Here is a 13,295-nt window from a genome sequence, read left to right as displayed (position 1 = left end):
AAGGTTCAAACGAATTCATTTCAATTTACATTGTCATGACCGCTTGCCTTGATATTTGGTGATTTATCACCCTCATCGGCAAGCGCCCACATGAATTACCTGATCAAATTGTTAAAGAGCTATCGATTGGCGTTGCCGTTCGATGTGGGGCGTATTTTACGCATTTAAATCAGTGCGTCAATAACTTTTTTCTCTTCTTCATCCAGGGGCCGTGGACGGAGAGATGAATGTGAAACCACTCCAACTTGACCTGGCGCAATCATCAGTAAATCTAAATTTTTTAGACTGGTTTTAGCAGCAGACCGTCAATACCAATAATTTAAAAATCAGTGATTCCAAAATACTGACCAGTCCAGTCATTCGGGAGAGGGCTCAATGAAAACAGCACGTAATACTCTATATGTAGCAGGAGCTTCACTACTACTGGCAACAAGCCCAGCAATGGCTGACGATGAGCTAGCAAGTTACCGTGATCGTTTTGAGCCGTTGCCACATTTACCACCTCTGCCTGCTGAAAATCCGCAGACAGATGAGAAGGTACACTTGGGCAACATGCTGTTTTTTGAACCAAGAATATCGGCAAGCGGTGTTATCAGTTGCGCAACTTGCCACAACCCTGCCCTGGGGTGGTCTGATCGTATTCCTCGGGCAGTTGGCCATAACGGCCAAGTGGGTGAGCGCAATACCCCTACTGTTCTCAACAGCGGTTTCTTGGAGTCTCAATTCTGGGATGGTCGAGAACCTGACCTAGAAGGCCAAGCACTAGGTCCCATTGAAGCGGATGTCGAGATGGCAATGCAGTTGGAACATGCCCTTGAACGCTTAGCTGAGTTTGAGCTTTATCAAGAAAAATTCTCTGACGCTTATCCTGGAGAAAGTGACCCAATAAGTGCCAAAAATCTCGCACAGGCACTGGCTGCATTTCAGCGAACACTGAATACGCCGGACTCACCTTTTGATCGCTACTTGCAAGGAGATCAAAATGCTATTAGCGATCAAGCAAAAGAAGGCATGGTCGCCTTCGTCGATAATGGGTGCATAGCTTGCCACCGGGGAGCAAACCTAACAGATAGCCAATTCCATGCTATTCAGGTTCCTGGCTCCACTGACTTAGGACGCTATGTAGTCACGGGTGAAGAAGCAGACAAATATCGCTTCCGTACCCCAACTCTGCGCAATGTCGGTGTTACCTACCCCTATATGAATAATGGCGCTACAGAGACACTGGAAGAAGCTGTCGCCATCATGGGGCAAGAAATGCTCGGCCGTGAGTTTGATGACAGCACAATTAATGATATCACTGCTTTTTTACACACGCTGACAGGAAAAATGCCTGACTTTGAAGTACCAGCACTACCATAAATAAAGGTAGCCACCTTGAGCCTACCAGCGTGATACTGGTGGGCTCAAGGTAGTCATTATGCCTTCTCGAGACGCTGTATAAGCTCTTTACGCCGCTCGTCACTTGTAAATGCTTCCTCAATAGCATTGAGGTTTAGTAAACGAAAGACATCTGCCCCCCAACCGAATGCTTCTGCACATGCAATGTGGTTAGTTAGCAACCCGCCGCCAAAGTAGGCTGGATCATCAGAGCTAATCGTCACCTTAAGCCCCTCCTCAAGCAACTTGGGGAGCGGGTGAAAACGCAGCTGATCAACGACTTTCAAACTTACATTTGAGAGAGGGCATACCGTTAATACGATTTGTTCATCACGTAGGCGCTGTACCACACGTTCACTTTCAAGACAGCGAACACCATGATCAATACGCTGCACATCAAGTACGTCAAGCGCTTGAACTATGTAGTCGGCGGGTCCCTCTTCTCCAGCATGAGCGACGCGGACTAAGCCAATCTCTTTTGCTCGCGCAAATACTGCCTGGAACTTAATAGGAGGATTATTATGCTCTGCGCTATCAAGTCCAATCGCATCTAGAGACTTCCAGTACGGTGCCGCCTGCTCAAGCACTTGAAGCGCTTCTTCTGCGGGACGATCACGCAAGAAGGCCATAATCATACCAACCGACAAATCAAGCGACGTCTCAGCATCATGCTTAGCGCTCAGCAACCCCGACATCACTACGTCTAGGGAAACGCCACGCTGAATATGGGCTTGCGGATCGAAGTGCATATCAATATGCACCACCCCCTCTTCTCTTGCGCGCTTGAAGTAGTCCATAGCCAAGTCATAAAAATCCTGCTCTGTACGCAGTACATTCATGCCTTGGTAGTAAAGGTTTAAAAACCCTTGTAAATCATCAAATTCATAGGCTGCTTTTGCTTCTTCTACCGTGGCATAAGGAAGCTCAATACAATTACGACTGGCAAGCTCAAACATTAGCTCCGGCTCAAGTGACCCTTCAATGTGTAAATGGAGCTCTACCTTGGGTAGCCGGCGAAGAAATTCAAGCATGGGAGACTCCTGACATTAAAGTTAGTTATTACCAATATAATCAAGAGTATCCGTAATTAATCCTCCCTCAGCAAGTCTCCAGCAGTATTCGACCTTCGGCAGCAGCGAGGCATCTTCCACTTGGTGGACAAAGTAAATAACGGTACGTCCGATCAGCCAGCTATCTAACGATCTAGCGATATGCTGAGCGGTAAATTGATCTACACCTGCAAAGGGCTCGTCTAACAGTACTACCGCGGGGTCACAAAGCATAAGGCGAGCCAAAGCGACTCGCCTAGCCTGCCCACCGGAAAGCTGCTGCCCTTTTTCACCAACTTGAGTAGTCAGCTTCCCAGGCTGGTGGCGCACCCAACGATCCAATCCCACTTGTGACAGCGCCTCCCAAAGCTGAGTATCGTTAGCATCAGGGTTAGCAACACGTAGGTTATCTGCCAATGTGCCATCAAAAAGGTCAACTTGCTGAGTGAGGTAGGCAAAATGTTCAGCACGATTTTCAGGCATCAGGTGACTTGGCGCGTTGCCTGCTATAGCGACACTGCCCTGGGTGGGTGAGATTCTACCCATTGTTAAACTTGCTAACGTTGACTTACCCGCTCCTGACACACCAGTGATTACCGCTCGCTCGCCAGCAGGCACGGTAAATGTAATGTCCGATAGAACTGAGTAAGCCGCGTCTGGGTAATGAAACGAAACGTGCTGAAACACTACTTGATGCCCGCACGAGGTATCAGGCAAATTCAGCATAACAACGTCTTTCGCCGCGGCTGATAAACCGTTAAGCCGCTGAGCGGCACCATAGCTAGCACCTGCTCTGAGGAAAGCAGCTGGTAATGTCGTAAACACTTCATTCATACCCAGTACCGCGATCACCGCCATCACCAAAATGGGACCCGCCACGTGTCCCGCTGCTAGCGTAAAGCTACCTAGCCATAAAACACCTACCACTAGCATTCCAGTAACGGCCGCTACAATTGCATTACCGATAGCTGACTTATGCGCCAGCTGACGCTGATTACTGAGCGCCCTCATTTCGTGCTGATCAACCCTTGCGCGATACCAGTCGTTGGTTTGGTAACTCATCAATTCAGCCGAGGCTTGTACTTGGTCAAGCACTAAACGACGCAGCTCATCTTGATCGTTAACCTGCTGATAACTGTTGGCAAAACCAAACCAGCCATAGCCTAATGTAACAACCAACCATAGAAGGCTAAGCACGAGCGCAGTGACAGCACCGATGACGGGCAACCAAATAGCGATAAACCCCGACACGACTAATATGCACAGCAGCCCGACAAACGGCGGAACCAGTAATCGTAGATAAAGATTATCAAGCGTATCGATGTCCGCCGTTAAGCGGCTCAGCCACTCACTGGCACGACGTCGCTTGAGTGCTGTTTCATCTAGTCGTGTCAAGTCACCAAACACGCGGTAGCGCAAATCAGCCAATAGCGTTAGCACGGTGTTATGGTTGTAAAGTCGCTCGGCATAGCGGGCGACCGTACGCAGTAGTGCGAAGAAGCGGATCCCACCGCCAGGGACATAGATATCCAGCATCGAAGGTAGCCCCGCCGCCAGCGCAATGCCAGCCAGGGCACAAGCAGCTATAAACCAACCCGATAGCCCCAGCAGCGACAAGCCTGCCAGAAGCGTTATCCAAACCAACAGCGCCCCTATGACAAAATGCTGACGTCGCCGCAGCAGTATCAGCAACCACGGCTTCATATCGTGATAAAGCTGCTTCATGAGACAACCTCAACGAGTTGACCTGAGTCACACATAAAATGGCGGTTAGCAACCGCTACCACAGCAGGGTGATGCGTCGCGATCACAAGCGTTCGTCCTTCTCTAGCCCACGCTAATAACGCTTGAATAACGGCCTGCTCAGTGGCGGCATCCAGGTTCGCCGTTGGTTCATCTAATAAGACCAGTGGAGCCTTGCTCAGATAGACCCGTGCTAGCGAAAGACGCTGCGACTGACCGCCGGAAAGGCCAACCCCACGCTCACCGACCTGCGTGTCTAATCCGGCAGGGAGTTGACGTAATAACTCACCAAGCCCCGCCCGCTGCAACGCGTTTATCATCGCATGCTCATCGGCGTACGGTGCCGCTAGGCGTAAGTTATCCGCCAAACTACCTTGAATGATGCAGGGGGTCTGATCAAGCCACGCAACCTGGGCGCCAGGTTGGTAGCAACACTTACCGCGACTGGGTGCCATAAAACCAGCCATGAGGGCTAAAAGAGATGATTTACCACTTCCAGACTCGCCCGTAATAACGACCACATCACCTGCGAAAATGGTGGCATCAACCGCCTCAATCACCGTCGCCCGCCCTACATATCCAATCGTAACGTCTCGCAGCTCAATCACGGCATTAGCCACTGTAGGCGCAGTAGCCACACGGGGCACCATGTCAGGCTCATTAAGAATCGCAACGATGTTCTCAGCAGCCCCTAGTGCGGCAGCACGGTCATGATAGTGCTGGGAAAGCGTGCGCAACGGGTGAAAAAACTCAGGAGCCAACAGCAGAACCGCCAATCCGGTAAATAGGGTTAAGGATGGAGATGGTCCGTAATCGATATAGCCCAACAAGCCAAAGCCCACATACATAGCAACAACGGCAATCGCGACTGACGCAAAGAACTCCAGTACTGCTGAGGATAGGAACGCTAGGCGCAGCGTACGCATACTCAGCCGTCGGTAATCATCGGTGGCATACCAGACATCTTGCTGTGCCACCTTGGTGTGACCAAAGAGCTGTAACGTTGCCATTCCTCTGACCCGATCCACAAAGTGGGCAGATAACCGAGAAACGGCTCTGAACTGATCTCGATTTAAGCGTTCAGCCCCCATGCCTACGAGTGCCATAAATAGTGGAATGAGCGGCGCAGACAGTAATAAAAATACGGCGACAAGGTAATCGAGCCACCCCACCACGCATAAGATCAGCAGCGGCAACGCGACCACAATACGCAGTTGGGGATGAAAGCGCGCGAAGTAGCCATCCAACGCGTCAATGTGCTCAACAGACTGTGTAGCTAAAGCACCACTTTGTTGGCGCGTTAACCAAACGGGTCCCAGGGCCGCCACTTTGTTGAGTAATTCCTCTCTTGCATATTGGCGAATACGCAGGCTTGCTTCCGCACCACTCGCTTCCTGCAGCGCTTGAAATAGCGAGCGAAGCGCCACGACGACCAAAAGTCCCAAAAAAATGGTGGTTAGCGACCCTGGTGGGCGACCCTGCACAACGAGCTGGTCAATCACCCACGCAAGCCCTACCACCAGTAATGCCGTATGCCCCCCTGCGAGCACTCCCCATACCACTGACAGCGAGAGCCTTTTTTTCTCCCGCTGAGCGAGCATTTGCAACCATGTGCGTGGGGTTAAAAGCATGTCCGAGTCTCGGTGAGAGGTGGTCATAAGATTAATGGTATCCCTCACCCACACGTACCTTGCCGCGAAAAACCCAATATGTCCAAGCGGTGTAGGTCAATATGATAGGAATGACGAACAGTACGCCAATTAATAAGAATAGTTGGGACTCAGGTGCTGACGCTGCATCCCACAGGGTAAAGTCAGGCGGCACAATGATGGGCCACTTACTCACAATAAGGCCCAGGTAAGTGAACACATAAATGCCAACAGTAGCGATAAAGGGAACCCCTTCGCCACGCCGCTTAACAGACCGATAAACGGTAAAGGCACACAGCAATGCTAACGCTGGAAAAATCCAGATAATCTGCAGGTGACCAAACCAACGCTCCCATACAAGCGGGTTCACAAACGGCGTCCACAGGCTAATAACAGCAAATACGCCCAGCACCAAAGCAAGCAGCAAAGGCGTGATTTTATAGGCCCACTCTTGAATGTACCCTTCTGACTTCATAATCAACCATGTGGCACCTAATAGCGCATACCCCGCCATCAACCCAAACCCCGTCACTATCGTGAACGGCGTAAGCCAGTCGAAAGCGCCACCGGCGAAGGCATAGCTCTCCACTCGAAAGCCCTGAATATAAGCACCAACCACCGCTCCTTGGGCGAAAGCAGCGATAGCCGACCCCCAACAAAAAGCACGATTCCACCAGCGTCGATTGCGTTTTGATTTAAAACGCAACTCAAAGGCAATGCCACGAAAGATCAGCCCTGCCAGCATCAGGAATACGCCGATATAAAGCGCTGGCAAAAAAACCGAATAGACCAGAGGGAAAGCGCCCAATAGACCAGCGCCCCCCAAAACAAGCCATGTTTCATTGCCATCCCACACGGGGGCCACCGAATTCATCATGACATCGCGGGCATCTTCATCTGGTGCAAACGGATACAGTATTCCTAACCCCAGATCAAAGCCGTCCATCAGCACGTACATCATGATGCCGAAGCCAATAATGCCAGCCCAAATCAATGTTAAATCAAACATTTCCATGTTCAGCTCCTTACTGGGTCAACATCATCATCAAATGGGGTATGCGCTGCGGAAAAAGGACGCATGGGACGCTTAAAATTCTCCCCAGTGGTTTCACGCTCCTCTTCAGGCAACATGCCGTTGCGAACCACCCGAGACAGATAGTAGATGCCAGCATAAAACACCACCGCATAGACCAGCACATAGCCAACTAAGGTGAACAGCGCCATGGGGCCGGTGAGAGAGGGAGTGATGCCTTCAGCATGGGTCATCATTCCGTACACCAGCCAGGGAGCACGGCCAGACTCTGTCACTATCCAACCGGCTAACACCGCCACAAACGGCATTGGAATCATCGCAACCAGCGCTTTCAGGTATCCAGGGTGTTGGTATACCTTGCCGTTGCGGCGCATGAGAAGGCCTACCAATGAAATAGCCATCATCAACAGTCCGATTCCAACCATCACGCGAAATGCCCAAAAAACGATTAATACTGGAGGCTGCTCTTCAAGGGCGGCCTCGCTGAGGCCAGGCACCTCGCCGCTGGGCGAGTGAGTGAGGATAATACTGGCCAAATTCGGAATACCGATTTCAAAGTGGTTGGTTTGCGCCTCTTGATCAGGAATGGCAAACAACAGCAGCGGCACATTTGTCGATGTCTCCCAGTTCCCCTCCATGGCGGCTACTTTTGTGGGCTGATACTCAAGCGTATTAAGGCCATGAAAATCACCGACAACCGCCTGAGCTGGAGCAAGGAATAACAACAGCCACAGGCACATGGAGAGTGCGCGGCGGTTAGCTTCTGGGTCACGGCCGCGTAACAGGAACCATGCGCTTACCCCCGCGACGACAAAACCGCCTGTCAAAAACGACGCCATTGCCATATGGGCAAAACGATATGGGAAGGATGGATTAAAAATAGCCTCCATCCATGAAGTCACATGGAAGCGGTTATCAATCAGCTCCACGCCTGCTGGTGTGTGCATCCAGCTGTTAGCTGACAATATCCAGAATGAGGAAATAAAGGTGCCTATTGCTACCATGACAGCGGCGAACAGATGAACACCTTGAGGTACTTTACCGCGACCAAAAAGCAATACCCCCAGGAAAGCCGCTTCCAAAAAGAAGGCCGTTACTACTTCGTAGCTCAGTATTGGGCCTAGGAAATTCGAGGCAGCCTGGGAAAAGTTGCTCCAGTTGGTTCCAAACTGGAACGACATAACAATGCCAGACACTACTCCCATGCCAAAGACAACAGCAAACACCTTTGTCCAGAACAATGCCAGACGATCCCACGCAGGATTGTTTGTCTTGAAGTAAAGGCCATGGAGTAACGCTATGTACGATGCTAGCCCAATGGTGAACACAGGGAAGATCGCATGAAATGATACTACAAATGCAAACTGCATCCGCGACAGTAGCAGGGGGTCGAGTTCCATCACACGCTCCTAAGACTTGGATAAGTATCCCGTCATGGGTCACACAAGCTTAGCTGAGCCTCTATGGCACTCTTTTTTTAGTTATAAGCACTAAGCTTATTTTTTACACGTGTTATATTTTAACGGTTCGACCACTGTTAGACAGCGATAGTTTAGCTCACAAGCTGTGTCTCATTGACGCACGTATCGCTGGCAAATCTTTATTTTTCTTAGTTAAATATCAAGCCAGCACCACCAAGCTCACCATATAGCCTGTGTAAGCGATAAACATTGAAAACAAAACACCGCCTTCAAGGCGATTTATGCGGCGAGGTCTGCCGCGCCATGAAAAAGCAAACAGCACCATCATCACTGTCATCCCGGTCATCACGCTCCAATCTCGCACTAACACTTCGCGCCCCACTTCAATCGGCGAGATAACGCCAGCAAGACCGACGACGGCAAGGCTATTGAATAAGTTAGAGCCAACGACATTCCCCAGCACCATATCATGCTCTTTCCGACGCAAAGCACTGATAGAAGACGCTAGCTCAGGCAGCGACGTTCCTATTGCCACAACCGTTAGTCCAATAATTAAATCACTCACACCGAAGCCGACGGCAATTTCCACAGCCCCCCATACCAGCAGCCGTGAACTGATGATCAAAAGCACCAACCCGACTAGCGTCCACATCAATGACTTCCCACGAGACATGGCTTTACTGTCGAGGCTCTCGGCTACCTCATCAACCAAGGGATCATCCTGTTGACCGCGAGAGCGCACAATGCTGACACCAATAAAGAGCGCCAATGCCACAAGCAAGAGAACGGATTCCCAACGGGACACCCAGCCGTCATGAAGCATCAACCCCGTCAATAACATAACACCGACTAATAGCGGCATCTCTTTGCGAATCACGCCTGAATGAACTGCCAAAGGGGCCATTAGCGCAACAAAACCCAGCACCAAACCGATATTGGCGATGTTAGAGCCATACGCGTTTCCCACCGCCAAACCAGGGTTTCCTTGCATGGCCGCTAACACCGACACCATCATTTCCGGTGCGGAGGTACCAAAGCCAATCACCAGCATACCGATAAGCAGTGGAGAGAGCCCCAACCAGCGAGAGGTAGCTGCAGCGCCGTCAATAAATTTTTCCGCACTCCAGATAAGCAGCGCTAACCCAGCTACCACAGCGAGAAAGGCAAGCAACATTTCAGTTCCTTAATATCGTAATGTTAGGCACTATCATTAGGCACTATGTCGGCTGCATCCTTGTCTAAGCTGCCGGTAAGGTCAAGCAATGTTTTAGAGACCAGCGTTTACCCCCAGGGTGGCTGTTATACCACCCAATTTGGTAATTTTACTTAACCAATCCATAGAGTGTTAGCTGTTGCCTCAATATAAATTTGTTAAGCGACCCTCTTTTAAGATGAACACGCCCCAGACTGATTGCTTTCCTCCCGAAAAGCGCAGTCAGCGCAGGCGTCTGCGCGCATGCCACGAATGTGATTGGGTATCTGCGCTACCTCCTCTTAGCTCTGGGGAAAAGGCAACTTGCCCACGATGCTCTCACGTACTAGTGAAGCGGCACCGCTACCCTGCTCAGCGCAGCATGGCACTAGCACTTGCCTCCTTAGTCGCTCTTGTTATCGCAATATCGTTTCCTTTTATCAGCTTTAGCGTCGGCGGTATTGGCAACCGAATTGAACTATCACAGACCGCCACCACACTCATTGCCTTTCACCAGCCTGTTGTGGCCATTGCTGTCATCATGACCATTGTGATCCTTCCTATGGTTTATTTGCTGGGTGTTATATGGCTGCAATATGGTCTTTTGCGGGGTCGCCCCATGGCATTTAGTCGTGATATTGCCCGTTCACTAGCACATTTAACCCCGTGGATGATGGCGGATGTATTCATCATTGGCGCGCTAGTCAGTCTGATAAAAATAGCGGGCATGGCGCAGATCGAACTCGGTATTTCATTTTGGGCGTTTTGTGTTTTTGCAGTGCTATTATTAATGACCACTCAATCCCTGGACGCCGACTGGATGTGGTTCTCGTTGGAGGGAGAACCACGCGCCCCTGAAGGCACACAAACAGGCACCACTGCTTCTAGTCAAGGCATTACAGGCTGCCCTACATGCGGATTAATCAATCGGCTTTCTCCACAAGGAGAAAGCCGATGTGTGCGCTGCAATGAAAAGCTGCACCAGCGCGTACCCTATAGTTTACAGCGCACATGGGCATTACTATTCGCTGCCACTGTTATGTACATCCCAGCTAATGTCTATCCCATTATGACAACGACCAGCCTTGGCCATACCACAACGTCCACCATTATTGGTGGCGTCGTTCAATTACTGCAAATGGGCTCTTGGCCTGTTGCGGTGGTAATCTTTGTTGCCAGCGTTATCGTGCCCGTAGGTAAACTGGTCGCCTTGGCATGGCTATGTTTGATGATACAACACACCAACGAGCTCAATGCTCAAAGCCGTACCCGACTTTATCGATTAACTGAATTTATCGGGCGCTGGTCGATGGTTGACGTTTTCGTCGTTGCCATTTTAGTTGCCTTAATCCGCGCCGGATCATTAATGTCGATTACGCCTGGGCCTGCAGCACTGGCCTTTGGATCAGTCGTGGTATTGACAATGCTGGCGGCGATGACTTTTGATCCACGTTTGATTTGGGACACACCACTGCCCCGCCCTACTCGCCGTAAAACGGCCACCAAGGAACCTGTTGATGGCTAATGATTTAACTCCCCAAGATCCACGCGCCTCTGACAACAACGATATTCATCGTGCAAAAACGTCACCGCAAACGCGGCTTTCACCGATTTGGATTGTGCCGATCGTTGCCGTCGTTATTGGTCTCTGGTTGGTTTACGACAACTATACTAGCCGTGGCACATTGATCACGTTGACCATGGAGAGCGCTGAAGGGATTGAAGCAGGCAGTACGCTAATACGCAGCCGCAATGTCGAAATCGGCCGAGTGCAGAGCGTTCGCTTATCCGACGACCTCTCTCACGCGGTGATGACTGCACGTATACAACCCGATGCGGAAGCCATGCTGCGTGAAGACAGTCGTTTCTGGGTAGTTAAACCTCGCATCGGTCGAGAAGGTATTAGCGGGCTAGGAACGGTATTATCAGGCGCCTATATACAGCTAGAGCCAGGCCAGTCGGAAACGTTGCAGCGAGAATTTGCCGTTAGTGATACACCACCGGTAGCTCACTCAGGACAGGCTGGCTTGCAAGTCAGCCTAGTGAGCCAGCTAGGCAACTCACTACGTGTTGGAGATCCTGTGTCCTATCAAGGCTATACCGTCGGCCGAGTTGAAGAAACACGCTTTGATCCAGACTCTCGCAATATGCATCACCAAGTATTTATAGAAGAGCCCTATGGCCAACTGGTGACCGACAGCACCCGCTTTTGGACATCAAGCGGTATTGACTTTCAGCTAGACGCCAATGGTGTAAGCGTCAAGGTAGAGTCTCTGGAAGCGCTACTAGGGGGAGGCGTCACCTTTGGTGCACCAGAAGACTTACCCATGGGACAACCTGTAGAGCCAAATGCACGCTTCAACCTCTATCCGGATGAAAATGCTGCACGAGAAGGAACCTTCAATCGCTATTTAGAATACGTATTATTGGTTGACGATACGGTACGCGGGCTATCTCGAGGCGCTGCCGTTGAGTTTCGTGGCGTTCGCATTGGTACGGTTGCTGCCGTCCCCTGGAATTTCACTGCACCACAGCCCGACTCGCGAGCACGCTTCGCTATTCCAGTGCTTATCCGCATAGAACCACAGCGATTGGGCATTGAAAACTCGGGTATTGATTTAGAGGAGTGGGATAATCGCTTTACGCGTTTATTTGACCTTGGCTTACGTGCCTCGCTAAAGAATGGCAGCTTATTAACGGGAGCACTCTTTGTGGACCTTAATTTCCAGCGTGAGCTGGCTGATGAGTATGTTGCCGAAACGTTCTCGGGCCGCACCGTTTTCCCAACCGTAGCAGGTGGATTTGCTCAAATCCAAGCCCAAGTAACTCAGCTGCTTGATAAATTAAATGCACTTGAAGTTGAGCCCCTGCTTGCTGGGATGGACCGCAACTTACAAGCATCTGAAGGTGTACTGCATGAGGTACGCGAGGTTAGCGCCTCTATCAACCAACTGCTTAACGACCCCAGCACCCAAGCAATTGGCGGTAACCTGAACGCTACGCTGGAAGAGCTACGCAGCACACTGCAAGGAGTTTCCCCCACTTCGCCTGCCTATCAAGAGCTCACTACAGCCATCGAACGCCTTGATCGCCTGATGCGCGACCTGCAGCCGCTTACCCGAACATTAAACGAGAACCCAAGAGCACTGCTGTTTGACAACTTGGACGCCCAGGACCCCGTTCCTAGAGCACCACATTGAGAGGGACCTTACGATGCGTTATGTGACTATCCAATACTTATCACTAGCGAGCTTGTGCTTGTTGCTTACTGCCTGCGCTAGCAGCGTAACCCCGCCTGAGCGGTACATGCTGCCTACTACACCTGCTGTGAGTGCGCCTAGCCAGCCACTGGGAACACTGCAGTTGCGCTCACCGCGTCTAGCGCACTATTTAGACGTTGACGGCATTATCATGCAGCTCGATGACATCACACTAAACGAAGCGCGGCAGCATCAATGGGCGGAAAGCATCGGCCGGCAGCTCGAACGCTCGCTACGCACTCAACTTGCGACTGCGATGCCTACCCTTCAAGTTGTCCGTGATGATGGCAGTGCTAAGCAAGCTCTCACGCTAATGATTGAAGTTGACCAATTCCAAGGACGATATGACGGATATGCTGTCACGAGTGGTCAATGGCAGTTAAGAAGCCCTGACAATGAATTGCTGGCACTCAATAGCTTCTCAGCTGAAACTGTACTTGATCAAGATGGTTATCCAGCGTTGGTGCGCGCATTAGGCGAGAGTTGGAGTAGCGTTGCGACACAAATTGCTAACGACATTCGCATTAACAGCTACTTTGAGTAAATAGTATGACGTAGACACTTAAGC

General features: G+C 50.7%; 10 protein-coding genes. 4 read left to right on the top strand and 6 right to left on the bottom strand.

What is annotated here, in order from left to right; all coding sequences use genetic code 11:
- Positions 1-375: 375 nt before the first annotated feature.
- The gene (locus tag HZS79_RS12645; protein WP_162219575.1) at positions 376-1,362 is read left to right on the top strand and encodes a cytochrome-c peroxidase; all 987 of its coding nucleotides are present in this window, start codon (positions 376-378) and stop codon (positions 1,360-1,362) included.
- A 56-nt stretch (positions 1,363-1,418) separates the two neighbouring features.
- On the opposite strand, the gene HZS79_RS12640 is transcribed toward HZS79_RS12645, so the two are convergent.
- The 6 genes from HZS79_RS12640 to HZS79_RS12615 all read right to left on the bottom strand — a co-directional run bounded on the left by HZS79_RS12640 (position 1,419) and on the right by HZS79_RS12615 (position 9,449).
- A complete protein-coding gene (locus tag HZS79_RS12640; RefSeq protein WP_162219576.1) occupies positions 1,419-2,411 on the bottom strand; it encodes an adenosine deaminase in 993 nt (330 codons plus the stop codon).
- Between the two features lie 21 nt (positions 2,412-2,432).
- On the bottom strand, positions 2,433-4,154 hold the full coding sequence (gene cydC, locus HZS79_RS12635; protein ID WP_179928059.1) for a thiol reductant ABC exporter subunit CydC: 1,722 nt from the start codon (positions 4,152-4,154) through the stop codon (positions 2,433-2,435).
- Positions 4,151-5,803: a thiol reductant ABC exporter subunit CydD gene (cydD, locus tag HZS79_RS12630; RefSeq protein WP_246311466.1), complete on the bottom strand. Its 1,653-nt coding sequence runs from the start codon at positions 5,801-5,803 to the stop codon at positions 4,151-4,153. Before cydD ends, cydC begins: the two co-directional genes overlap by 4 nt.
- 31 nt (positions 5,804-5,834) lie before the next feature.
- Positions 5,835-6,836 carry a cytochrome d ubiquinol oxidase subunit II gene (locus tag HZS79_RS12625; protein ID WP_162219579.1) on the bottom strand — a complete coding sequence of 334 codons (1,002 nt, stop codon included), beginning with the start codon at positions 6,834-6,836 and terminating at the stop codon, positions 5,835-5,837.
- A gap of 2 nt (positions 6,837-6,838) precedes the next feature.
- Positions 6,839-8,254, bottom strand: coding sequence for a cytochrome ubiquinol oxidase subunit I (locus tag HZS79_RS12620; protein WP_179928057.1), 1,416 nt, complete (start codon positions 8,252-8,254; stop codon positions 6,839-6,841).
- Between the two features lie 220 nt (positions 8,255-8,474).
- Complete coding sequence (locus HZS79_RS12615) at positions 8,475-9,449, bottom strand: calcium/sodium antiporter (RefSeq protein WP_162219581.1); 975 nt, start codon at positions 9,447-9,449, stop codon at positions 8,475-8,477.
- A gap of 217 nt (positions 9,450-9,666) precedes the next feature.
- On the opposite strand from HZS79_RS12615, the gene HZS79_RS12610 reads away from it, so the two are divergent.
- The 3 genes from HZS79_RS12610 (at position 9,667) to HZS79_RS12600 (ending at position 13,271) form a co-directional block, all read left to right on the top strand.
- Positions 9,667-10,992: a paraquat-inducible protein A gene (locus HZS79_RS12610; RefSeq protein WP_162219582.1), complete on the top strand. Its 1,326-nt coding sequence runs from the start codon at positions 9,667-9,669 to the stop codon at positions 10,990-10,992.
- Positions 10,985-12,667, top strand: a complete 1,683-nt coding sequence (gene pqiB / locus HZS79_RS12605; protein WP_162219583.1) for an intermembrane transport protein PqiB — start codon at positions 10,985-10,987, stop codon at positions 12,665-12,667. The genes HZS79_RS12610 and pqiB overlap by 8 nt, the downstream gene beginning before the upstream one ends.
- A 106-nt stretch (positions 12,668-12,773) precedes the next feature.
- The gene (locus HZS79_RS12600) at positions 12,774-13,271 is read left to right on the top strand and encodes a PqiC family protein (protein WP_338017244.1); all 498 of its coding nucleotides are present in this window, start codon (positions 12,774-12,776) and stop codon (positions 13,269-13,271) included.
- The last annotated feature ends 24 nt before the right edge of the window (positions 13,272-13,295 follow it).

It is taken from the genome of Vreelandella zhaodongensis, from assembly GCF_013415115.1.
GTDB lineage: Bacteria > Pseudomonadota > Gammaproteobacteria > Pseudomonadales > Halomonadaceae > Vreelandella > Vreelandella zhaodongensis.
This window is presented reverse-complemented; position numbering and strand designations above follow the sequence as displayed.

Excerpts from the sequence above, each read along its gene's own strand:
- HZS79_RS12645 (WP_162219575.1), top strand. The coding sequence starts at position 376 with ATGAAAACAGCACGTAATACTCTATATGTAGCAGGAGCTTCACTACTA.
- HZS79_RS12640 (WP_162219576.1), bottom strand. The coding sequence starts at position 2,411 with ATGCTTGAATTTCTTCGCCGGCTACCCAAGGTAGAGCTCCATTTACAC.
- cydC (WP_179928059.1), bottom strand. The coding sequence starts at position 4,154 with ATGAAGCAGCTTTATCACGATATGAAGCCGTGGTTGCTGATACTGCTG.
- cydD (WP_246311466.1), bottom strand. The coding sequence starts at position 5,803 with ATGCTTTTAACCCCACGCACATGGTTGCAAATGCTCGCTCAGCGGGAG.
- HZS79_RS12625 (WP_162219579.1), bottom strand. The coding sequence starts at position 6,836 with ATGGAAATGTTTGATTTAACATTGATTTGGGCTGGCATTATTGGCTTC.
- HZS79_RS12620 (WP_179928057.1), bottom strand. The coding sequence starts at position 8,254 with ATGGAACTCGACCCCCTGCTACTGTCGCGGATGCAGTTTGCATTTGTA.
- HZS79_RS12615 (WP_162219581.1), bottom strand. The coding sequence starts at position 9,449 with ATGTTGCTTGCCTTTCTCGCTGTGGTAGCTGGGTTAGCGCTGCTTATC.
- HZS79_RS12610 (WP_162219582.1), top strand. The coding sequence starts at position 9,667 with ATGAACACGCCCCAGACTGATTGCTTTCCTCCCGAAAAGCGCAGTCAG.
- pqiB (WP_162219583.1), top strand. The coding sequence starts at position 10,985 with ATGGCTAATGATTTAACTCCCCAAGATCCACGCGCCTCTGACAACAAC.
- HZS79_RS12600 (WP_338017244.1), top strand. The coding sequence starts at position 12,774 with ATGCTGCCTACTACACCTGCTGTGAGTGCGCCTAGCCAGCCACTGGGA.